Source organism: Halopiger xanaduensis SH-6, from assembly GCF_000217715.1.
In the GTDB taxonomy this organism is placed as follows: Archaea; Halobacteriota; Halobacteria; order Halobacteriales; family Natrialbaceae; genus Halopiger; species Halopiger xanaduensis.
Map to the genome: position 1 here is coordinate 89,272 of NC_015658.1, position 23,254 is coordinate 112,525.

At 65.3% G+C, this 23,254-nt stretch carries 18 protein-coding genes; 12 read left to right on the forward strand and 6 right to left on the reverse strand.

Annotation, left to right across the window (positions count from 1 at the left end):
• Positions 1 to 166: 166 nt before the first annotated feature.
• The 6 genes from HALXA_RS18115 (at position 167) to HALXA_RS18140 (ending at position 9,353) form a co-directional block, all read left to right on the forward strand.
• Complete coding sequence (locus HALXA_RS18115; RefSeq protein ID WP_013875707.1) at positions 167 to 2,293, forward strand: pectate lyase; 2,127 nt, start codon at positions 167 to 169, stop codon at positions 2,291 to 2,293.
• A gap of 190 nt (positions 2,294 to 2,483) precedes the next feature.
• Positions 2,484 to 2,681: a hypothetical protein gene (locus HALXA_RS18120; RefSeq protein ID WP_013875708.1), complete on the forward strand. Its 198-nt coding sequence runs from the start codon at positions 2,484 to 2,486 to the stop codon at positions 2,679 to 2,681.
• A 104-nt stretch (positions 2,682 to 2,785) separates the two neighbouring features.
• Positions 2,786 to 3,790: an ABC transporter permease gene (locus tag HALXA_RS18125; RefSeq protein ID WP_013875709.1), complete on the forward strand. Its 1,005-nt coding sequence runs from the start codon at positions 2,786 to 2,788 to the stop codon at positions 3,788 to 3,790.
• 159 nt (positions 3,791 to 3,949) lie between these two features.
• Complete coding sequence (locus HALXA_RS18130; RefSeq protein WP_013875710.1) at positions 3,950 to 5,077, forward strand: ABC transporter permease; 1,128 nt, start codon at positions 3,950 to 3,952, stop codon at positions 5,075 to 5,077.
• A 12-nt stretch (positions 5,078 to 5,089) separates the two neighbouring features.
• Positions 5,090 to 7,300 carry an ABC transporter ATP-binding protein gene (locus HALXA_RS18135; protein ID WP_013875711.1) on the forward strand — a complete coding sequence of 737 codons (2,211 nt, stop codon included), beginning with the start codon at positions 5,090 to 5,092 and terminating at the stop codon, positions 7,298 to 7,300.
• A 199-nt stretch (positions 7,301 to 7,499) separates the two neighbouring features.
• Positions 7,500 to 9,353 (forward strand): ABC transporter substrate-binding protein, encoded by a 1,854-nt coding sequence (locus HALXA_RS18140; protein ID WP_013875712.1) that lies wholly within the window; start codon positions 7,500 to 7,502, stop codon positions 9,351 to 9,353.
• Between the two features lie 257 nt (positions 9,354 to 9,610).
• On the opposite strand, the gene HALXA_RS18145 is transcribed toward HALXA_RS18140, so the two are convergent.
• The 4 genes from HALXA_RS18145 to HALXA_RS18160 all read right to left on the reverse strand — a co-directional run bounded on the left by HALXA_RS18145 (position 9,611) and on the right by HALXA_RS18160 (position 12,947).
• On the reverse strand, positions 9,611 to 10,414 hold the full coding sequence (locus HALXA_RS18145) for an SDR family NAD(P)-dependent oxidoreductase (RefSeq protein WP_013875713.1): 804 nt from the start codon (positions 10,412 to 10,414) through the stop codon (positions 9,611 to 9,613).
• 169 nt (positions 10,415 to 10,583) lie between these two features.
• The gene (locus HALXA_RS18150) at positions 10,584 to 10,808 is read right to left on the reverse strand and encodes a hypothetical protein (protein WP_013875714.1); all 225 of its coding nucleotides are present in this window, start codon (positions 10,806 to 10,808) and stop codon (positions 10,584 to 10,586) included.
• 90 nt (positions 10,809 to 10,898) lie between these two features.
• Positions 10,899 to 11,738, reverse strand: coding sequence for an NAD-dependent epimerase/dehydratase family protein (locus HALXA_RS18155; protein ID WP_013875715.1), 840 nt, complete (start codon positions 11,736 to 11,738; stop codon positions 10,899 to 10,901).
• A gap of 72 nt (positions 11,739 to 11,810) precedes the next feature.
• Positions 11,811 to 12,947, reverse strand: coding sequence for a mandelate racemase/muconate lactonizing enzyme family protein (locus HALXA_RS18160; protein ID WP_013875716.1), 1,137 nt, complete (start codon positions 12,945 to 12,947; stop codon positions 11,811 to 11,813).
• A gap of 228 nt (positions 12,948 to 13,175) precedes the next feature.
• Between HALXA_RS18160 and HALXA_RS18165 the strand changes: the two genes are divergently transcribed.
• The 4 genes from HALXA_RS18165 (at position 13,176) to HALXA_RS18180 (ending at position 18,706) form a co-directional block, all read left to right on the forward strand.
• The gene (locus HALXA_RS18165; RefSeq protein ID WP_013875717.1) at positions 13,176 to 13,865 is read left to right on the forward strand and encodes a rhamnogalacturonan acetylesterase; all 690 of its coding nucleotides are present in this window, start codon (positions 13,176 to 13,178) and stop codon (positions 13,863 to 13,865) included.
• A 126-nt stretch (positions 13,866 to 13,991) separates the two neighbouring features.
• Complete coding sequence (locus tag HALXA_RS18170) at positions 13,992 to 14,918, forward strand: dihydrodipicolinate synthase family protein (protein WP_013875718.1); 927 nt, start codon at positions 13,992 to 13,994, stop codon at positions 14,916 to 14,918.
• Between the two features lie 505 nt (positions 14,919 to 15,423).
• On the forward strand, positions 15,424 to 16,152 hold the full coding sequence (locus tag HALXA_RS18175; RefSeq protein ID WP_013875719.1) for a ThuA domain-containing protein: 729 nt from the start codon (positions 15,424 to 15,426) through the stop codon (positions 16,150 to 16,152).
• Between the two features lie 457 nt (positions 16,153 to 16,609).
• Complete coding sequence (locus HALXA_RS18180) at positions 16,610 to 18,706, forward strand: DUF1349 domain-containing protein (RefSeq protein WP_049895508.1); 2,097 nt, start codon at positions 16,610 to 16,612, stop codon at positions 18,704 to 18,706.
• Positions 18,707 to 18,785: 79 nt separating this feature from the next.
• Here the strand turns inward: HALXA_RS18180 and dgoD are convergent, their stop codons facing one another.
• On the reverse strand, positions 18,786 to 19,958 hold the full coding sequence (gene dgoD, locus HALXA_RS18185; RefSeq protein ID WP_013875721.1) for a galactonate dehydratase: 1,173 nt from the start codon (positions 19,956 to 19,958) through the stop codon (positions 18,786 to 18,788).
• Between the two features lie 118 nt (positions 19,959 to 20,076).
• Between dgoD and HALXA_RS18190 the strand changes: the two genes are divergently transcribed.
• Complete coding sequence (locus HALXA_RS18190; RefSeq protein WP_049895589.1) at positions 20,077 to 21,063, forward strand: LLM class flavin-dependent oxidoreductase; 987 nt, start codon at positions 20,077 to 20,079, stop codon at positions 21,061 to 21,063.
• A 27-nt stretch (positions 21,064 to 21,090) separates the two neighbouring features.
• Here the strand turns inward: HALXA_RS18190 and HALXA_RS21170 are convergent, their stop codons facing one another.
• Positions 21,091 to 22,119: an alpha/beta hydrolase family protein gene (locus tag HALXA_RS21170; protein WP_013875723.1), complete on the reverse strand. Its 1,029-nt coding sequence runs from the start codon at positions 22,117 to 22,119 to the stop codon at positions 21,091 to 21,093.
• Between the two features lie 149 nt (positions 22,120 to 22,268).
• Here HALXA_RS21170 and HALXA_RS18200 point away from each other — a divergent pair, with 149 nt between their 5' ends.
• Positions 22,269 to 23,213 (forward strand): dihydrodipicolinate synthase family protein, encoded by a 945-nt coding sequence (locus HALXA_RS18200; protein ID WP_013875724.1) that lies wholly within the window; start codon positions 22,269 to 22,271, stop codon positions 23,211 to 23,213.
• Positions 23,214 to 23,254: the final 41 nt, after the last annotated feature.

A 23,254-nucleotide genomic window follows, 5' to 3' on the forward strand; every position in this document is an offset into this window, starting at 1 on the left:
CCGGTCGTCACGACTCGAGGAACAGCGAGGGGCGAGTCCGCTACGACGGGAACGTAGAACCTCTAGAAGCGGCTCGCGGCACCGTTAGCAGAAATAACCGCTCGTGATAGTCACCGGCAAAAGACTTATCAAATAAATCGTGATACTGTCGGCTCGGTGCGAGCCAATGACACAGCACAGACGCGCGTTTCTGCGCACGATCGGAGCGGGGAGTCTCGGCATCGCCGCGGGCGCGGCGATCAGTAACACCGCAGCGGCGGCGACGGTTATCACGATGGAAGGCGGCGGTGCGGACATCTGGAGCACCGAAGACGCCTTCCACTACTACTACCAGTCGCTCGCCGGCGACTTCGACGTCGTCGTCCACAGCCTCGGCGTCGAGAACACGGATCCGTGGGCCAAAGGCGGGCTCATGGTTCGGGACTCGCTTTCGGCCGACGCGGCCAACGCGATGGTCCGGCACCGACCCAACGGCGAAGCGTCGCTCCAGTGGCGATCCGACGCCGGGGCCGAGTCCGACAGCATGGACGCGATCCAGGCGGACTGGCTACGGCTCCGACGCAGCGGTGCGACGATCGAGGCATACGGCTCCCCCGACGGCGAGAACTGGACCGACCTCGGAACGCTCGAGGGCGACGACGTCGCCCTCGGAGACGAGGTTTACGTCGGACTGGCCGTCACGAGCCACGACACTGGCACGCTCGGAACGGCGACGTTCAAAGACCTCGAGGGGCTCTCGCTCGAGGAAATGACGAACCGGGATATCGGCGACGTCGAAGTCTCGGGCAGCGTCTCGACCGAGGAGGGCGTTCCCTTCGCTTCGACGGGCGAGGCGACCGACGTCACGGCGGACGGCGGTACCCTTCACGGAACGCTCGACGATCTCGGCGGCGCCGACGCGGCCGACTGTTACTTCGAGTATCGGGAGGTCCCGCGCGAGTCCTGGCAGCGAACGGACGCACAGACGCTCTCGGAGTCCGGATCGTTCAGCGCCGAGGTTTCGGGGCTCGACACCCGCCGCTACTACGAGTTCCGCGCGGCCGTCGAGGCCGGCGACGGCGACGAGGCCGTCGGCTCGACTGTACAGTTCGCGACGCCGAGCGAGTCGAACGGCTCCGGCGGCGACGGCGGGCCGGAGAGCAAGTCGCACTTCGAGCCCGACGACGGGTTCGCGACCGCCGCCGAGTGGCTCGACGACGAGACGCCGATCGTCACGGTCCGCGAACCCGCGCGGCGCCAACTGCGGGCCGCGCTGCAGGTCGACGGCCCTCGCCTCGTCGTCTTCGAGACCAGCGGCACGATCGACCTCGGCGCTCGCACGCTCGAGATTCCGAACGACGAGTGTTACGTCGCGGGCCAGACCGCGCCGTCGCCGGGGATCACGCTGATCCGCGGCGGCCTCTACGTCGAGGCAGACGACTGCGTCGTCCAGCACATCCGCGTTCGACCGGGCGACGCCGACCAGGACGTCGGCTGGGAACCCGACGCCATGCACACGGGCGACGACACGGAAAACAACGTCATCGATCACTGCACGGCGACGTGGGGGATCGACGAGAACCTCTCGGTCGGCTACGACACGAAAGATACGACGCTTTCGAACTGTCTGATCGCCGAACCGCTCAACGACGCCACGCACCCGAAGGGACCGCACGGCTACGGGACCCTCGTCGGCGACGGCGCCGAGAACGTCGCCATCCTCGGCAGCGTGTACGCGTACAACGTCGACCGGAATCCGCGGCTGAAGGAGGGAACCGAGACGGTCCTCGTCAACAATCTCATCCACCACTACAAGGACGGCGTCTGGATGGATCCGGACACGGACGCCAGCATCGAGGGCAACGTCTTCGAGCAACCGCAGAGCGACCAGCCTAACGTCTTCGGGGACGGCGAGGCCTTCGTCTCCGACAACATCCCGTACTGGGACGACGACCGCGAGATGGTCGGCGACGGCATCACCGAACTCGAGGAGCGGCCCCTCTGGCCCGACGATCTCGAGGCGATGCCGGCCGCGAAGACCCGGTGGCACAACCTCGCGAACGTCGGCGCTCGACCGGCCGATCGAACCGAACACGACTGGCGGCTCATCAAAGACGTCTGGACCGGCGACGGCGAACGGATCGACAGTCAGGAGGAGGTCGGCGGCTATCCGGACCTGCCCGAGAACACGCACGAACTGCGCGTCCCCGAGAGCGGGACCCGCGCGTGGCTCCGCTCGTGGACCCGTCGCGTCGAAGCCGGCCGGTCGCACGGGGCCGGTCGGTCGCCGTCGAAACCCGGCCGTCACGAGTAACGGCCGCGGAACTGTAACCCGACCGGAACTGACTCGAGACGCCCTATTCTTTCGCTGCACCGCGTTCGCGTACCGATCGCGATCGAAGTGCTTGCTGCCGGATCTCGTTCGCAGACGCATGCCGGGCGAGGACCGTAACCGCGGTTCATACCGGATAAACGTTTAATATCCCGTGGCTGGATTCCCGACTATGGGACTGCTGCAATCCGCCTCGAGGCTCCTGTTCGGGATCGACGTCCTCTTCTTGCTCTTGCTCGGGTTCTCGTTCATCTACATCGAACCCGGCACGGGACCGTTCGTCGTGGCGACGCTGACGCTCGTTCCGATCGGTTTGACGCTCGTCGGTAGCCTAATCGTGCTGTACACCGGCTGGGAGCCGTTCGAATAACCGGTCGATGTCCCGGACCGAACGGTCACGTTTGTACTAGATTATCCGTTATAGATGGGATACATTAATTAGGGTAGTCACACAACCATGTGTGCAACGATACCATGCCAAACATAGGTTGGCGAATCCGTCGAATCGGACAATCAGTGTTCACGCTGTGGGCGGTGTTGACGCTGACGTTCGTTCTGGTTCGGCTGTTACCCGGGAATCCGATGGGCGCGATGATAGAGCAGTTGATCCAACAGGGCGTCAATCCGGCTCGCGCTCGCGAGCTCGTCTCGATGCGGTTGAGCGTCGATCCGAACAAGCCGATTCCGCTCGCGTACGCCGATTATATGGCCAACATGCTCCAGGGTAATCTGGGAATGTCGATGTACTACTCGGAGCCGGTCGTCGATATTATCGCGCGGGCGCTCCCCTGGACGCTGTTCGTGTTGAGCTGGTCGCTTTTCATCAGTTTCTTCCTCGGCGTCGTCGTCGGGGCGCTGATGGCCTACTGGGAGGGCGGCAAGCTCGACGTCGGACTCACGTCGTGGGCGATCATGATGGGGTCGATCCCCTACTACGTGCTCGCGCTCTTGCTGTTGATCTTCTGCGCCTACCGGTGGGGGATCTTCCCGACGAGCGGTCGCCAACCGACCGGCGTCCCGCCCGGGTTCAACTGGGCGTACATCTCCGGCATCGTCCACCACGCCGCGCTGCCGGTGATGTCGATGCTGGTCGCGTCGGGCGTCGCCTCGCTCGGCATGCGCGGGAACAGTATTCGCGTTCTCGGCGAGGATTACCTCCGCGTGGCGCGGCTGCGCGGGCTCTCCGATCTGACGATCTCGACGCAGTACGTCGCCCGCAACGCCGTGCTCCCGATGTACACGGCGTTCCTGATCAGCATCGGCGAGATGTTCGGCGGCTCCGTGGTCTTGGAGCAGGTGTTCTCCTACCGCGGCCTCGGCTGGTACATGCTGTCCGCCACCTACCAGCGCGACTATCCGCTGATGATGGGCATGTTCACCGTCATTACGATCGCGGTCGTCATCGCGCTGCTGATCGCCGACCTCACGTACTCGTTCGTGGATCCGCGAGCGGGAGGGCAGGAGAGTGAATCGTACTGAACCGCGGGCGGCCGGACTGCCGGCCCCCGTCCGACAGCCCTCGAGCGCGAGCGCGTTCGAGGGCCACTCGCAACGCCAGCACGAAACGCCACACATGACGCAGGTTACGACCCGAACCAAGCCGCGCGACTCGAGCGCGGCCGTGACGGAGGTGAACCGATGACGAACCGGAACGACGACTCGACGGCCACGAGCGACGGTGCGGACCCGTTCGCCGACTGGGAGGAACCGGACCGAGACCGGGACGCGGACGCGCGGACGGACGGCGGCAACGTGAGCTCCCCGTTCGAAGTCGTCTCGGAGTACGAGGAATCTCGCGGCGATCGGCTCCGAAAACTGTACGACACCTACGTCTATGCGCCGATCGCCATCATCTGGCGCGACTGGCGGGCGCGGATCGGCTTCACCATCATCATGTTTTACCTCCTGATGGGCATCGTCGGTCCGTACCTGATCGAACCGACCCAGGTGACGGAGGGGCCGGCGCTGGTCCAACCGTTCGAGAGCTGGGAGTACCCCCTCGGGACGGACAAGATGGGTCGGGACCTGCTGTCCCAGACGGTCCACTCGACCTCGACGATCCTCAAGATGATCGCGTCGGGCGCTCTGGTCACCGTCGCCGTCGGCACCCTCATCGGCGGCGTCGCGGGGTACAAGGGCGGCGCGACCGACACGGTCCTGAGTTCGATCACGGACGTCTTCATCAATCTTCCAGGGTTCCCGCTCGTGATGATTCTGGCCGCGCTGTTGCCCGTCGGCGACAACCCGTACATGGTCGGCGTGCTGCTGAGCGTCGGCGCGTGGGGCGGCCTCGCACGGGCGATCCGCTCGCAGGTGCTTACCATCCGCCACGAGTCGTACGTCGAGGCGGCCCGCGGAATGGGCATCCCCACCCACCGCATCGTATTCAAGGAGATCATCCCGCAGCTGATGCCGTACGTGGTGATCAACCTCACGAACGCCGCCCGGCGCGTCATCTTCGAGGCGGTCGCGCTGTACTACCTCGCCATCTTGCCGTTCTCCTCCTCGAGTGTGAACTGGGGCGTCATGCTCAACCAGGCGTACCAGGAGGGGGCCTACTACACGGCCGGCGCGCTCCACTGGTTTATCGTCCCGATGGTGACCATCATCGGCATCTCGATCGGCCTGATCCTGCTCGGCCAGTCGCTCGACCGCGTCTTCAACCCGCGCGTCCGTGCCCGTCACGAGAAGACGACTGGCGAGGGCGGCGAGCCGGACGCCGACGAACCGGAAGAACAGAACACGAACGTCGTCGGTGGAATCTAACTACCCGAACCAATGACCGTTTCACAAACCTCACAACCCGAACTCGACCGCAGTATCGAGACGACAGACCCGATTCTCGAAGTGCGAAACGCGTCCGTCACGTTCGATATGAACCGCGGCCAGTCGCGGGTCCTCGACGACGTCGATATCGACATCGAACGCAACGAGGTCTTAGGAATCGTCGGCGAGAGCGGCAGCGGCAAGTCGATGCTCGCGTCGGCGCTGCTCGACGCCGTCGTCGATCCGGGACTGCTCAGCGGCGAGATCACGTACCGTCCACCCGACGGCGACCCGATAGACGTCCTCGAGCTCGACAAAGACGAACTCAAGGAGTTCCGCTGGGAGGAGGTCTCGATGGTCTTCCAGGGGGCGATGAGTTCGTTCAATCCCGTTCGGAAGATCCGCACCCACTTCGTCGAGACGCTGAGCGCCCACGATTACAACGTCGAAGAGGGGATGCGACGCACCCGCGGCATCCTCGAGGACCTCTACCTCGATCCCGACCGAGTGCTCAGTTCGTACCCCCACGAACTCTCCGGCGGGATGAAACAGCGGGCGCTGATCGCGCTCTCGCTCGTCCTCGAGCCCGAAGTATTGGTGATGGACGAGCCGACCGCCGCGCTCGACCTGCTGATGCAGCGGTCGATCATCTCGCTGCTCGAGGAGATCAAGGAGCAGTACGACCTGACGATCGTGTTCATCACCCACGACCTGCCGCTGGTCGCGGATATCGCGGATCGGGTCGGGGTGCTGTACGCCTTCGAGTTCGTCGAACTCGGCCCGACCGACGAGATCCTCGAGGATCCTGCGCACCCGTACACGCGGCTCCTCCTCAAGTCGACGCCGAACCTCGCCGCACCGATCGAATCGATGCGTCCGGTCGAGGGGAGCGCACCGGACCCGGTGAGCGTTCCGTCCGGCTGTTCGTTCCACCCCCGGTGTCCGATCGGCGACTCGGCGTGCGAGGTCGACGCGCCCGGGCCGTACGACGTCAACGACGATCACCACGTCCACTGCCACTACTGGGAGGAGGCCACCGAACGGATCTCGATGGACACCGACGTCGAGTCGGCAGAAGACGACGACCTGATCGGCATGGACGACTCGAGCGTCACCGGGCGGACGCGGTCGCGCTCGTCGCGGACCGGCGAGCCGGTGGTGTCGCTCGACGACGTCGAGGTCCACTTCGAGACGGAAGGCGGCTTCCTCGACGTGTTCTCCGATTCCGACGTCGTCAAAGCCGTCGACGGCATTTCGTTCGACATCTACGAGAACGACGTGGTCGTTCTCGTCGGCGAATCCGGCTGCGGGAAGACGACGCTCGGCAAGACCGCCATCGGGCTGCAGGAGCCCACCGGCGGCAGCGTCCGCTACCGCGGCCACGACATCTGGGACGTGAAGGCGAACGGCAGCGAGGAGACGAGCTGGGCGGAGATCCGCCGGTCGCTGCAGATCGTCCACCAGGACCCCGGCAGCGCGCTGAATCCCAACCGCCGCGTTCGCCAGTCGCTCGAGGAGCCTCTCAGGCGCTGGAACAAGGAACTCGACGGCAACGACCGAAAGCAGCGGATCTTGAGCCTGCTCGAGCACGTCGGCATGACGCCGCCAGAAGATTACATCGAACGCTACCCGCACCAACTGTCGGGCGGCGAGCAGCAGCGCGTCGCCCTGATCCGCGCGATGTTGATGAATCCGGAGGTCATCCTCGCGGACGAGCCGGTCTCGGCGCTGGACGTCTCCCTGCGCGTCGAGATGATGGACCTGATGATCAAGCTGCAGGACACCTTCGACACGTCGTACCTGTTCGTCTCGCACGACCTCTCGAACGCCCGCTACATCACGGAGAAGACGGGCGGTCGGATCGGCGTCGTCTACCTGGGCGAACTCGTCGAGATCGGGCCGCCGGAACAGATCATCCACAACCCGCAGCATCCCTACACGAAGGCGCTGCGGTGGGCGACGCCGGAACTCGATCCCGAGGAGGAACGGGCCGAGGAAGCGCCGATCCGCGAGATCGACATCCCCGACCCGACGAATCCGCCGAGCGGCTGTCGCTACCACACCCGCTGTCCGGAGGCTCGAGAGGTCTGCCGGACCGAACGACCGGACGCGTACAGCGGGTCCGACGACGACCTCCACGAGGTGACGTGCTTCCGCGCGCTCGAGGACCACGAGTACTGGACCAGCGAGCCGATCACTGACGACGGCGGCGCGCCCGAGTAACGAGGCCGGCTCTCCTCAGTTGCCCGGCGCCCGTTCTCTGGGCCCGGACAGTAGCGCGGTCCGTGTGCCCCCTTGAGGACTTCTCGAGCACCGCGAAGCGGCGCGTCTCGCCGGTGAGGGGCAGCATCGTCTACCCTTCGATTCTCTCGCATTGTGACTGATGATTAATTATATATACCTCCATTATCAATTGGGTGGTATGCCAGATCCTACCAATAGGTACAGCAGCGCACGGAGTCGGCGAGACATCCTCAAGGCTGGTGCGGTCGGTGGCACTGCACTAATCGCGGGCTGTAGTGGCGGCGGCAACGGAAACACCACTGGAAACGGCGGTGGCGGTGGTGGTGGTGGCGGCGACGATTCGCGACTCACCTACTTCGATCCGGTCGGCGATCCGCCGGGCCAGCGTCACTTCAACCCGTGGAACCCCTCACAGACCGGCTGCTGGCATCCGGGCGCGAACGTCTTCGACCGGCTCGCGATCCACTCTCCGGCGACCAACGAGGCGTTCCCCATCATCGCCAACAGCTGGGAGATGACCGACGATACGACGCTCGAGACGGAACTGAGCGACGAGTGGACGTGGCACAACGGCGATCCGGTCGTCGCGCAGGACTGGGCGATGCAGTGGGAGATGGAGATCGCGATCTCGACGGCCGGCGACGGCGACAACCCGACGCCGATGGAGGAGATCGAGGTTGTCGACGATCACTTCCTGCGGATCAACCTGAACACGGAACTGTCGGAGATCTTCGCCGTTCAGAACACGATCGGCTGGTACCACGGCGACATCGGTCGCGGCATCTACACCAAACACGACGACGACCAGTGGAGCGAGTGGCACGACCAACTGTTGAACTCGGAGGGCGACGAACTGGACTCGGTCATCGAAGAAATTACGACCTCGAGCTATCCCAACGTCGAGGACGCGATCGGTCAGGGTCCGTTTCAGGTCTCGGAGGTCGGAGACGATGTCATCTTGATGGAGAAGTACGAGGATCACCCCCGCGCCGACGACATCAACTTCGACGAGTTCGAGCTCTGGGTGTCCGGCGACGTCGGCGAACGCGTGCAGCCGTACGCCAACGGGATCGTCGACGCCGTTCCGGGCGGGTATCCGGTCCCGGAGAGTCAACGGAACCAGCTTCCCGACACCCACTCGCTGTACCGGGAAGCGCGGACCGCAAACTCCCTGATTTGCTTCAATTGCGGGCACGAAGTAGAGGGGTACGACTCCGCGGTCTCGAACGAAAACGTTCGAAAGGCGATCGCCCACATTTACGACAAGCAACAGACCGAAGGCCTTCTGCAGGGCGTCAAGCAGCTGTTCGACGGCCCGCCGTGTCGAATTCCGGGGCCGACGATCGAAGAGGGGAGCCACCCCTCCACGGAGTGGATCCAGGACTTCCCCCGGTACGGCCAGAACGACACCGAGCGCGCGGCGGAACTGCTCCGTCAGGAAGGGTACGAGCAGGACAGCGGCGAGTGGCTGAATCCCGACGGCGAGCGCTTCGAGCTCAACATCCTGAACCCGGCAGAGCAGGAGCACCTGCAGGTGCTCATCCAGAACTTGGAGGACTTCGGGATCGCGGTCGAGGCCGAGAACGTCGACGACGCGACGATGAACGAGCGGCGACAGAACGGCGAGTACGACATCATCCCCGACGGCTCCTCGGCCAACGGCGTCTTCGCCATGTGGTCGCCCGGTCTCATCGTCGACTGGATCTCGCAGCTTACCAACTACGAACCCGAGGCCGAAATCCCGATGCCCGTCGGCGATCCGGAGGGTTCCAGCGGGACGAAGACGATCAACATCGCCGACCACGTCGAGCAGTGGATGGCAACCGACGACGAAGAGTACCACAAGGAGCTGACGTGGTGGTGGAACCAGACGCTGCCCGAGTACGAGGCGCTGTACGAACCCGACGCCGCCGCGCTCAACACGGCGCACTTCGAGTTCGACGGCGTGCCGGACACGATCGTCGACGGCGTCGACGACGCGCTGTACATCGCGCCCAAGCTCGAGGAGGGAACGCTGCGATACAAGGAGTAACTGCCGATCTGACGACCGCACGAACCACCCTGTCCGACTGGAGCCCGCCTGCTGCGAACGCCGATCGAACGTGATGGCACCGTCGAAGCGGGCAACTCGCGATTCAGCGAATCCGTCTTTTCGCGACCGCCAAAACGTTGCTCCAGCCGCCGGTGCATCTCTCAGTACGTTCCGGATGCAGCACACCCGGCGATATCACCTCACGTTCCGGTCAGACGGATCCGTCGTTCGATCGTGCTTCCTGCAGGTCGGTCCGATCAGGACGGCGAGTCCCACTCGAGGCCCTTGCCGACCGCCGCGAGCCCGCCGTCGACCTCGAGGTTCGTCCCGGTGATAAACGAGGCGTCGTCCGACGCCAGAAATCGGATCGCATCGGCGACTTCTCGCGGCGCTGCGGCGCGTTTCAGGATTCCGGGGCCGTCGGCGTGGGGCGCGGTCTTCTCGTCGAAGAACGCCGCCGCTTCGTCCTCGTCGTCCGGCAGGTGGTAGTCGGTGATGACCCAGCCGGGCGAGACGGCGTTGACGCGGATCCCGTCGGGAGCGTGGTCGCAGGCCATATCTTTCGTCATGGAGACGAGCGCGCCCTTGGTGGCGTCGTACTGGGACCAGTCGGGCCGCGCGACTTCGGCCCCGTTCGAGGCCACGTTGACGATCGCGCCGCCGTCCATGTGCGGAATCAGGTGTTTCGCACAGAAGGCCGCACCCTCGAGGTTCACGCCGAGGATCCGATCCCAGCTTTCCGTGTCGGCCTCGGTGACGGGCCCGGGATCGACGCGAACCCCGGCGTTGTTGACCAGTACGTCGACCCCGCCGAAGCGGTCGACGACGGTTTCTGCCATCTCCTCGACGGCCGCTTCGTCGGCGACGTCCGCTTCGATGGCGATCGCTTCCCGGCCGGTCTGCTCCGTTACGTCCGCGGCGGTCGCCTCGGCCGCATCGCCGTCCCAGTCGACGGCGACGACCGACGCGCCCGCCTCGGCGAGTCGGAGACAGGTTGCTTCGCCGATTCCCGCACCGCCGCCGGTAACGACGGCGACCGCATCTGCCAGCGTCTCTGACATACCGTCTCACACATCGGTGCGTCCAATAATAGCTTCGGCGCTCGCGTCGACTATGGGACGGTCGCGAGCACTGAACGGCAATCCACGGCACCCGGTCATCTATTGCGGGCGTCGCAGCAGCGCGCCGAAATCGCTCGAGTCGACGGCTGTCAGAATCGGTTGAGGTGCGTCACTGGTACGACCACCAGATGATCGCGTACGCCGTCGCACCGACGATCGTCAACGCCGTTCCCCAGACCGCGAGTATCGCCGCCCACACGCCGGTCTGGAGGACGAAGCCTGTCAGGAGTAACAGGACTCCCATCGCGAGGATGACCAGCGATACCGAGTTCTGAATGAGTCCGAGCCCCTGGCGGACCGGTTCTGGAACGGATGCCCGTTGGATCGTCGACATTGTATCCGTTACTACGTCATTCCGATATAAATTGATTGGGGAACGATACCTATTCTCGTGGTCGGTCTGTACCGACTCGGATTACCCGGCTTACTCCGGCGGCGCGTCCCACTCCTCGCCGTCGTCCTGCGGATCGTAGCCGATCCGGGCCCGAGCGTGCTCGAGGTCGAACCACCGTCGGCGGTTGTCGCTGACGCCGTGGAAGACGTCGAAGGCGACGTCGTCGTCCTGTAGACAGCAGTCGATCTGGTGGGCGAAGTCCCGACGGGACTGCCACATCGCCTTCATCCGCGCGACCCAGCGCTCGTACTCGTCGCTGCCGCGCTCCCAGTCGCCCTCGTCGACGCCCTGCTCGGCGTCCCCGTAGGGGTGGTCGTACTCGCTCGAGTTGACCGTACAGATCCGCAGCGCGTAGAACTGCTTCGGGTACTCGTAGTCCTCGACGTAGTACCGGCCGAGGTCCTCGCCGAAGCTCTTCGAGGCGCCGTAGTAGGAGTCCGGCCGCACCGGGTCGGTGTGGTCGAGCACGAGGTCGTGGTCGCGCCCGTAGATCTCGGGGGCGTTCTCGAGTTCGTACATGCCCATCACGTGGTTGGTCGACCCGAAGACGATCGACTCGACTTCCGCCTCGCGGGCGGCCTCGAGGACGTTGTACATGCCGATGATGTTGGGTTTGAAGACGTCGTGCCAGTCGCCCTCCGCGCTGGGGAACGCGGCGAGGTGGACGATCGCGTCCTGGCCCTCGCAGGCCTCGCGAAACGTCTCGTAGTCGCTGATATCGCCGACGACGGTGTCGTAGCCGCCGTAGGGATGATCGTCGGGGCGGTCCGAACGGTTGTAGTACGTGAAGTCGTACTCCTCGCGGTCGTGCAGGTGGTCGATGATCGCCGTACCGCAGCGACCGTAGGACCCGGTCACAAGGACGTCCATACCAGGTATCGATGCAGTATGCCTATTAAATTGGTGGGTTCGATGGACCGGCCCGCCGCTCTTGGGAGCCGGTTACTCGTCGGCGCGGTACCGCGCCAGCGCGGCCTCGTCGATCGAAACTCCCAGACCGGGCTCCTGGGGAACCTCGAGCACGCCGCCGGCGGGGTCGAACGGCTCCTCGAGCAGTTCGCTGCGCAGCGGGTTGGTGCTGCGGTCGAACTCCACGAGCATCGGCTCGGGCACGTTTCGGGTGTGGGGGTAGTCCGAGACGCTGGCGGCGAACTGGATCGCGGCGGCCATGCCGACGGCGCTGTTCCAGATGTGAGGCCTGACGGCGACGTTCTCCGTCGAGGCCATGTCGGCGATCAGCCGGGCCTCCGAGAGGCCGCCGCAGCGGCCGAGGTTCGGCTGGACGATGTCGACCTGCCGGTCGTCGATCAACTGCTTGAAATCGAACCGGCCGTAGTGGGCTTCTCCCGCTGCCAGCGGGACGTCGACCTTCGCTTTCACGTCCCGGTAGCCAGACGGGTTCTCCGGCGGCACCGGCTCCTCGATCCAGGCGACGTCGTACTCGGCGATCGCGTTCGCCGTCTTGATCGCCTGGTGCGGCCGATAGTTCCCGTTCATGTCGACCATGAGCGTCCCGTCGTCGCCGAGGACCTCGCGGGCGACGCGGACCCGTTCGACGTCGGTCTCGGGATCGGCGCCGATCTTGATCTTGGCGGCGGTGAACCCCTCCTCGACCGCCTCTTGAATCGGCTCCTCGAGCGGCCGGTCTTCGGCCGTGTAGTACATCGTCGAGGCGTAGGGGGTCAGCGTCTCGCGCTCGCGGCCGCCGAGCAGCCGGTGGATCGGCCGGCCCACCGACTTCCCGACGATGTCCCAGCAGGCGACGTCGATCGCGCTCAGCGCGCTCTGGACGAAGACGTCGCCGCCGAAGTGGTACGGATCGGTGTAGGAGCCGTCGGCCAGCGACTCGACGTCGAACGGGTCCATGCCGATCACGTCGTCCCGGAACAGTTCGTCGATCGTCGCCGCGGCGATCGATCCGGGTGCGAACGCCTCGCCCCAGCCGACGAGTCCGTCGTCGGTCTCGAGGCGGACGAGCGTAGTTGCACGGGTTCGACCGAATCCGCGGGCGTCGCCGAGGCCGCGCCCCTCGGGTAACTCGTGTTCGAGCGGAATCGTCTCGAGTGACGTGATTTCCATGTGCTACCGAGTGGCGCCCGCCCCGAAATAGCTTGCGCTGACGGCGCTTTCGTCGCCGAGACGGCCGGGACGGTCGCAGCCGAGACTCGAGCCTGCGGATCAGTGTCGATCCTCGCCGTTTCCGCGACGGTTCGCCTCGGAACGTACTCGACGTCCGCCGCGGATTCGTGGACGACCGGCACCGGTGCTTCTATGAGGCCGCCCGTTCTCGCTTCCGCTCGTACCGAAATGCCGTCAGCACCGATTACCGTCCACCTGATCGGAGATTCGACCGCGGCCGAGAAAGAACCAGACGCCCGACCCGAAACGGGGTGGGGAACGCCCTTTGCCGACCGGTTCGACGAGTCGGTGACCGTGGAAAACTACGCCCGAAACGGCCGTAGCACCCGCACCTTCTTGGAGGAAGGCCGCTGGGAGCCCGTTGTACGCGACCTCGCCGAGACCCACTACGTGTTCGTCCAGTTCGGGCACAACGACGAGGTCCCCTCCAAGGAACAGTACACTCCCCCGGACGCGTTCGTCGCCAACCTCGAGAAATTCGTCGACGAGACCCTCGACTGCGGGGCGAAACCGGTGTTGCTCACGCCTATCGCCCGTCGCCACTTCGACGAGGCCGGCGAGCTAGAGGACACGCATGCGGAGTATTCGGAACTGACGCGATCCGTCGCACGGGAGCGCGACGTGCCGCTCATCGATGCGGACGAACGGAGTCAATCGCTCCTGCGCGAACTGGGGCCCGAGGAGTCGAAATCGCTCTACCTTCACCTGTCGCCGGACGAGCACCCGAACTATCCCGACGGCGCAACCGACGATACGCACTTCAGCGAGCGCGGCGCTCGGCGGATGGCCGACCTCGTCCTCGAGGGGATCGACGACTTGGGGCTCGAGTTGGCCGCTCGAGTCGTCCGAGACGAGTAGCGGTAGACGAACGCAGTGTGGCCAGTCTGCTGTCCCCTCGTGTAGCGCCGTCGACCCGTCTTGGGGACTGGGCAACGATATCGGCAGTACGTTTAAGCGCGTGGTCGTCCGTAACACGGATGTGACATGCCAGCGACTAGCTTACACGATCAGTTTCGAGACGTCGCGTTTACGACAGCCGTCCCGTTCAGTCGGGACCGGACGGACGTACGGTACGACGCGCTCGCGGACAACGTCTCGCAGCTGTACGAGGCGGGCGCGCGGCTGTTCATTCCCTGCGGGAACACCGGCGAGTACTACGCCCTGACCGACGACGAGCGGATCGACGTCGTCGAGAGCCACGTCGAGGCGACCGGCGACGAGGCCACGATCGTCGGCGGGGCGGCGGGGAACGTCCCCGAAGTGACCGCCCTCGCGGAGGCTTACGAGGCGGTCGGAGCCGACGCGGTCATGGTGATGCACCCCGATCACACCTACGCGCACGAGTCGGGCCTCCTCGAGTACTACGACCGGATCTGCGACGCGACCGATCTCGGGGTCGTCGTCTACAAGCGCGGCCCCGAACTAACGCGGGACGTGCTCGCGGAACTGAGCGAGCGCGAGGCAGTCGTCGCGATCAAATTCGCCGACGACGACGTAAAGGAGTTCTCCCAGACGGTCGACGACGCCGACGGCGACGTGACCTGGCTCAACGGGATCGCCGAACGGTACGCCCTCTCCTTCGCGATCGAGGGCGCCGAGGGCTATACGACCGGCGTCGGTAACTTCGTTCCCGAAGTGACCCTCGAACTGTACGACGCGATCCGAGCCGAAGAGTGGGACCGCGCCCGCGACCTCCAGCAGCTGTTGCGCCCGCTCGAGGACATCCGCGAGGAATCCGGGACCGAAAACGACCTCGCGGCTGCGAACAACGTTCCCGTCGTCAAACACGGGATGGATCTGGCGGGGTACGAGGGCGGCCCGGTTCGTCGACCGCTCGTCGAGCTCCCCGACGACGACAAGGCCCGCGTCGAGGATCAGTACGCGACGATCGACGCGGCTGACCCGTACTGAGACGATTCAGCCGAACGCAACGCGTCTCGCGAGCGCGTCGTCGCCGCGCTGACTCCTGAGTTGGCGCTCACCCTGTGCGACTCGAGATATCCACAAATGTTCCCCTGTGGGGAACTCTCTGGTTGCGACAGCAGGGGTCGTGCATCGCTCTCGGATACTCAGCCGAACCGAACCGTTGTTTGCACGCTCGTTTACTGGACGTGATTGTTACTCCCTCACATTCTTCTGTTCCCGTCTGGCGAATTTTCCTCGTAGAGGCTGATAGAAGCCATTTTGCGGACCAAACTGGTGAAATAGCGTCCCAAATCAGTCGGTTCTATCGGCTTTCCCAGCAATTACTTACGTGCGTACATCTGTAACGTTCGCAAGTCGGGAACCGTCGGCGGTGCGCGGCCCGTCTCATCGGCGCGGTCGACCCGCACGGGGACGGGTGTGCCCTCGTTCAACCCCTCTCGTCAAACTCGGAGCCGAATCTTTTTCACGATTACCGCCGAGTTCACGTCGTATGACCCATCGAATCACGGTCTGGAACGAGAACGTCCACGAGCAGGAGAGCGAGGACGTCGCCGAACGGTATCCGAACGGTATCCACGGCGCCATCGCCGACGCCCTCGAGGCCGAGGGTAGAACCGTCCAAACGGCGACGCTGCAGGAACCGGAACACGGACTCACCGAGGACGTCCTCGCCGAAACCGACGTGCTGGTCTGGTGGTCCCACTGCGCGAACGACGAGGTGAGCGACGAGGTCACCGAGCGCGTCGTCGACCGCGTCCACGAGGGAATGGGGTTCGTTCCGGTCCACTCCGGGAAGAACTCGAAGCCGTTCAAGCGGCTGATGGGGACGACCTGTAACATCAAGTACCGCCACGGCGGCGAGACCGAGCGGATCTGGGTCGCCGATCCCGGACACCCGATCGCCGACGGTCTCCCCGAATCGTTCGAGGTGCCGTCGACGGAGATGTACGGCGAACCCTACGATATTCCGGAACCCGACCGCACCGTCTTCATCTCCTGGTTCGAGGGCGGCGAGGTGTTCCGTTCGGGCATCTGCTATCGGCGCGGCCGCGGGCGCATCTTCGCGTTCCGCCCCGGCCACGAGGAGTACCCGATCTTCTACCAGGACGAGATCCGGCGGGTGCTCGACAACGCCGTCGAGTGGGCGGCGCCGACCGAGGGGAGCGACGCGGTGTGGGGCGAAGCCGAACCGCTCGAGGAACTCGACAGCGGGTACTGACCCGCGTCGACCCGCTCGCTGAACGGCCCCGTTCGGGCCTGCGCGACTGGGTCGACCAGTGGGCCATCTCGGTCGAGGACCCGAACGCCAGTCCGCCCTGACCGACTGACGAGGCCCGACTGTCGATCCGCGGTCGCCGATGCATGCGAGCTGAACGGTTGGTCACGTCGCAGTCGACCACTGATCGACACCCGTCACGCGCCGTCTGAACGGGGTTCCGCGATCATCCCCCTCTCCCAGTCGGTCTCGGGCGGTCTCGTAGTTGGGACGGAGCCGATCGGGGTTTCCATTGAAGTCACAGTCACCTGTGACAACCACCAGAACAAAATTAATTTTGTATATATTTCTAGAATAAATTTATTAAAAGTGAAATTATACTGTCTAGTGGTGGTTCACAATGGCTAACCACGACAGACGTACGTTTATCCGGGCCCTCGGGCTCGGCGCGACAGGCGCAGTGGCATCGACCTACGCGACCGGCAGCGTTGCGGCAGCGACCACGATCACCATCGAGGGCGCCGGCTACGACATCTGGAACGCCAGAGACGAGTTCCACTATTACTACACGGAAGTCGACGGCGACTTCGACGTCACCGTCCGCATCGATAGCCTGGAAAACACCGACGACTGGGCGCGCGCGGGGCTGATGGTCCGCCAGACGCTGAACGACGACGCCGAACACGCGATGATCCGCAAGACGCCCGGCAACGAGACGTCCTTCCAGTGGCGGTCGGACGACGGCAACGACGCCGAAAGCACGACCTCGGGTGGAACCGGGGAGGCCGAGACGTCCGGCGGCACGATGCAGGCCACCTGGCAGCGCCTCGTCCGCAGCGGCGACACCATCGAGGCGTACGGCTCGACTGACGGGTCGAACTGGACGCTGATAGCGGACATCTCGCCCGGCGAGATCGACTTCGCCGGCAGCGCGTACGTGGGCCTCGCCGTCTGCAGCCACAACGAGGGGACGCTGACGACGGCGGAGTTCTCGAACCTCTCGGGGCTCTCACCGAGCGACAATCAGGACATCGGCACTGTCGAGGTCGGCGGGAGCGTCTCGACCGGCAGCGGCGACGGCGGTGGCGGCAGCGGCGACACGGACCCGGTGGTGTCGACGGGGTCGGCGTCGAGCGTCGATTCGTCGTCGGCGACGCTCTCGGGGGGCCTGGACGACCTCGGCGGGGCGTCGTCGGCCGACGTGGGCTTCGAGTATCGGGAGACCGGCGGGAACTGGAGTGCGACGGCGACGCAGTCGCGGTCGTCGACGGGAAGCTTCAGCGAGGACGTCTCCGGGCTCGCCAGCGGGACGGACTACGAGTTCCGGGCGACGGTCGCGGCGAGCGACGGCGACAGTGACACCGGGTCGACGAACTCGTTCACGACCTCGGACGACAGCGGCAACGGCGGCACGTCTGGGGATGGAGCGTACTTCGACTTGTCGGACGGGTTCGCGTCGCCCTCGTGGTTCGACGACAGCGTGTCCGTCCATCGCGTGCAGAACGCCACTCGGAGCGAACTGGCGAACGCGGTTCAGGGAAGCGGCCCGCGATTGGTCGTCTTCGAGACTTCGGGGACGATCGACCTCGACGGCGACGAACTGGAGGTCACCGCTGACCAGTGCTGGATCGCCGGGCAGACCGCCCCTTCGCCGGGTATCACGCTCACACAGGGCCTGTTCCAGGTCAACGCGGACGACGTCGTCGTCCAACACCTCCGCTCGCGGGTCGGGCCCGGTGACAGCGGCAACATTCAGGGCAACGACTCGTTCAACAGCGCCGACGGCACGCAAAACGTCATCTTCGACCACTGTACGGCCTCGTGGGGCGTCGACGAGTGCATGTCCGTCGGCTACGACTCGACCGACACGACGCTCTCGAACTGCCTCGTCTACGAGGGCCTGTACGATCCATACGGGAACGGCGAGGACCACAACTACGCGACGCTGATCGGCGACGGCGCCGACAACGTCGCGCTACTGGGCAACGTCTGGGCGAAGACACGCGGCCGCGTCCCCAGACTGAAGAGCGGCACGCGTAGCGTCGTCGCCAACAACGTGATGTACTTCTTCAACGAGGCGACGAACATGGACGGCGACACGGAGGCGTCCATCGTCGGCAACCTCTACATCCCCCAGGACCTCGAGGACACCGCTATCGAGGGCGGCAACGCCTACCTCGAGGACAACGTCACGGACCCGAGTTCGACGCCACTTACCGGTGGGACCTCGGAGCTGTCGAGTCGGCCCCTCTGGCCGAGCGGCCTGTCGGCGATGTCTTCGGGGGATGTCGAGAGCCACAACATGAACTACGCCGGCGCGCGACCGGCCGACCGAACGAGCAACGACTCGCGGATCGTCTCCGAGATTCAGGACCGCGCGGGCGACGCGTACACCGACTCGCCCTACGACTACTGGGTCGCCGACCACGAGGAGGTCGGCGGCTATCCGCAACTGCCGGAGAACACCCACTCGCTGAACGTCCCCAGTTCGGGCCTGCGCGACTGGATCGACCAGTGGGCCCTCGCGGTCGAGGACCCGAACGCCAGTCCGCCGTAGCGAATCGACGCGGAACGAACGACCGCGGCTGCGGCGTAGCGACTGCTGATTGGCCGCGGCGAGGGTGAGCGACCGCCGCTCACCGCTCGCCGACGCTGCCGTCCGCTCGGTGACCGGGCGAGCGATCGAAGCCGAGATCCGTCCCCGCCCGTTCCCGAACGCGGTCCTCGTCGATGTCGACGCCGAGTCCCGGTCCGTCGGGAAGCTCGAGAGAGCCGTCGGTCGGTTCGAAAATCTCGCCGTTGTCGACGTAGGCCAGCGCGTCGGCGTCGTCGACGATCACCTGCTCCTGGATCAACGCGTTCGGCGCGGCCGCGTCGACGTGCAGCGACGCCGCCAGCGCCAGGGGGCCGATCGGACAGTGCGGAGCGATCGAGACGTCGTACGTTTCGGCCGCGTCCGCGATCTTTTTCGTCTCGGTGATCCCGCCCGCGCTCGAGATGTCGGGCTGGACGATATCGACCGCGTCCGCCTCGAGGAGCGGGCGGAAGTCCCACCGCGTATAGAGCCGTTCGCCCGCCGCGATCGGCGCCGTCGTCGCCTCGGCGACCCGCGCGAATTCTCGATCCTGTTCGGGCGTCACCGGCTCCTCGATGAACATCGGCTCGAACTCCTCGAGCGCCGTCGCCAGCCGCCGGGCCATCGCCTTCGAGGCGCGGCCGTGGAAATCGAGCGCGACGTCGACGTCGGGGCCGACCGCCTCGCGAACCGCGCCGACGATCTCGCGCGCCCGCTCGACGGTCGCGGGGGTATCGACCGGCTCGAGGCCGCCCGTCGGCACGAGTTTGACGGCGTCGTATCCGGCTTCGACGTGTTCTCGGGCCTCCGTAGCCGCGGCGGCCGCCGGATCCGAGACGTCGTCGCCGTGAGCCCTGACGTGGTGATAGAGGCGGATCCGATCCCTGGCCGCGCCGCCGAGGAGGTCGTAGACCGGCATGTCGGCCTCTTTCCCCTTCAGGTCCCACAGCGCCTCGTCGATGCCGGCGATGGCGCTCATGTGGACCGGGCCGCCCCGGTAGAAGCTGCTCCGGTACATCGCCTGCCAGCAATACTCGATGCGGCTCGGGTCCTCGCCGAGGACGTACTGGTGCATCAGCTGGTCGACCGCGCTCCGCGTCGCCGGCTCGCTGTCGCCCGCGAAGTGCCACTTGGTGTAGACCTCGCCCCACCCGACCCGGCCGTCGCTCGTCTCGAGTTTGAGGAACTGCCACCGCGGCGGCACTGCGAAGAGCTCGTAATCAGTTACGCGCATCCGATCGGTGATGCGACCGGTCGGGCCTTGAACGTACCGCCGCGATCGTGACGGATATAAAATATAACCGAAAATGTAAGTACGTGCTGATCGCACTGTCGTATCGGAACACATGAGCATGAAGTTCGGAATTTTCCCCGTCGAAGGCGGACAGTCGTGGGACGGCGTCGTCGAGCACTGTCAGCTCGCCGAGGACGTCGGCTTCGAGTCTTGCTGGGTTAACGACCATCAAGCGACCGAGGGTGACAACTACTGGCCGTCGCCGCTGACGCGGCTGACCAGCATCGGCACCGGCACCGAGGAACTCGAGCTCGTCACGTCGGTATTGATCCTCCCGCTGTATCACCCGCTGCACGTGGCACAGCGAGCGGCGATGCTCGATAACATCTCGAACGGGCGGCTCACGCTGGGCGTCGGCCTCGGCTACGTCGAGGAGGAGTTCGACGCGTTCGACGTGCCGATGGACGAGCGCGCCGGGCGAATGATCGAAGGGCTGCGCTTCCTCGACGAGTTCCTCTCGTCGGACGAGCCTATCACCTTCGACTGCCCGTTCTTCTCGGTCGAAGACTGGCAGCCGTTGCCGCCGACGGTCCAGCAACCCCGTCCTGACCTGTGGGTCGGCGGCTGGGGCGACAAACAGATCGCGCGCTCGGTGAAGTTCAGCGACGCCTGGGTACCCGGCGTCGTCGCCGACCTCGGCATCGTCGAAGATCGCAAGGAACAGCAGCGCGAGCACATTGAAGACAGCGACCAGGATTGGAACGAGATCGAACATCCGTTGATGCGTGAGGCGGTCATCGCTGAAACCGAAGAGGAGGTCATGGAACGCAAGGAGTACGTCCATCGCACCTACATCGACGAGTACGGCGGCGAGTTCTCGCACCCGCTGATGACCGCCGATTCCGTCGAGGACTTCGAGGAACTGGCCGACGACCGATTCATCTACGGGACGCCCGAGCAGATCGTCGAGCAGATCGAGTCGATTGGAGAACGATTCCCGTTGGACCACCTTGCGCTTCGATTCCACCACTCCGGGATGCCCAAGGACCTCGTCGAGGACCAGATCCGGCTGTTCGGCGAGGAAGTCATCCCCGAGTTCGAGTAGCGACGGTACCGTCCCAATTTCTGCTGCTCACAGCGCGTCGCCGACGAACGGCCACACGGCGTCCGGATAGAACCGGTGGGCGCCCGAGGCGACGGTCAGGTTGCACGCCTTGGCCGCGTCGGCCGCCGCGTAGATTTCCGTCAGTTCGTCGAACGCGCGTCTCGTTCCTTCGACCGGAAAAATCGGATCCTCGTCGCCGGTGACGACCGCGAGCGGTCGCGGGGCGATCGCTCCCGCAATATCCCACATCTCGCCGACGCGGCGAATCCCGGGGACGTAGTTACACTCGCAGTGGTCGATGGCGACGATCGACTCGTCGAACGTACAGAAGTACGAGTTCACCGCGACCGGCGCCAACCGATCGTCGAGTGCCGCGGCGAACATGGCGGCTGCGGCGCCGCCCGAGTGACCGACGATGCCGATCCGCTCGGCGTCCAGCGCCGACTGGCGCTCGACGAACTCGAGCAACTGCAGGATGTCCCAGGCTCGTTCGCCGGCGAGCGTCCGCCCGAACAGTTGCGCGACCTTCTGCAATCGCGTACACGATCGGTAGCCGTCGGCGTCTGGCTCCGGCCCGGCGAGGTCGCCGAACGCGCGCATATCCGGTGCGAGAGCCGCGTACCCCCGTTTTACGGCTTGTCGGGCGAAGTCCCGCCGCTCCTCGACGATCTCGGGTCGATCGTCGGGGACCTCGCCGACGGCGAGCGCGCGGCCGTCCTCGCAGTGGCCGTGAATCGCGAGGACGACCGGGTACGGCGGCTCGCCCCCGTCGGGAAGTAGCAGGTCGAACGGCACGCGAAAGTCGGGTTCCGTCCGGACGTGCCAGGTCTGGCGCTCGTACCCGTCTTTCGTCTCGGTTGCGAGCCGTTCCGGATCGGGCTCGGACGATCCGGTCGCTCGAATCGCGGGAAAGCCGAGCACCGACGCCAGTTCTTCCCGGATGGCGTCCTGCCAGGCCGCAAACGCGGCACCCGTTTGGCCCTCGTAGCCGTACTCGTGTGTCGGCCCCCCGTCGAGTCGCTCGAGGTACTGCTGTATCTCGTGAGACGCTGTCATTCCGTGCCGCCACAACGATGCGGACTCACTTACCCGTTGTCCTGACGGCTGTCTCCGGCTGGTATCGAACCGAATCGATCGACTCAAGGACGGCCTAGACGATCCACGTAAGCGATGGGTTTTTACCAGTTGCGACATATTCACAGTCTATGCCGTTGTCAGCCGACCAGGTACGGGACCGACTCCGCGGTGTAGCCGTTGGCTTGCTCACACCGTTCGACGACGACCTCGAGATCGAACACGAGAAGCTGGCCGAGAACGCCCGGACACTCTACGACGAGGGCGTTCAAACCTTCCTCGCGACTGCGAACATCAGCGAGTATCACTCCCTCTCGACGAACGAACGCGTCGCCGTCGCGGAGACGAGCGTCGACGCGCTCCCCGACGACGCCTGCGTCCTCGCCGGCGTCGGCGGGAGCACGAGCCACGCGCAGGAACTGATTCGCGCCTACGACGACGTCGGCGTCGACGCGATGATGATCATGCCGCCGGATCACACGTACATCCACGAGCAGGGGCTGCTCGAGTACTACCGCGAACTCGACTCGGCGACGGACACGCCGCTGGTGCCGTACGTGCGCGGCTTCGATCCGTCCGTCGACTACCTCGCCGGACTGACGCGCGTAGACGGCGTCGTCGGGATCAAGTACGCGCTCGAGGATCCCGTCAAACTCGGCGCGGGCGTCAACGCCGGCGCGGACGACGTGGTCTGGGTCGACGGACTGGCGGAGCCGTTCGCCGTCTCGTTCTGGGCCGAAGGTGCCGAAGGCTTCTCCGCCGGCGTGAGCAACTTCCGGCCCGAAATCGGCCTCGAGTTGTACGAGGCGCTCTCGGACGGCGACTGGGAGCGCGCCCGAAAACTGCGAGATATCTGCCTTCCCTACCAGAACTTCCGCGGCGAAACGGGCCAGGACAACGAGATTCCGGGCGCAATCAGCGTCTCGGCGGTCAAGAAGGGCCTCGAACTCGCCGGGCTCAACGCCGGCGGCGGCGCCGTCCGCGAGCCGATCCGTCCGCTCTCGGCCGAGGAAGAGCGTCGCGCAGAGGACCTCTACCGACAACTCGAGGACGACGTCGAGTCGCTCATCGAGTGATCCTGTAGAAGCAGCGGGCCAGACGCCGTCGGGATGGCGTC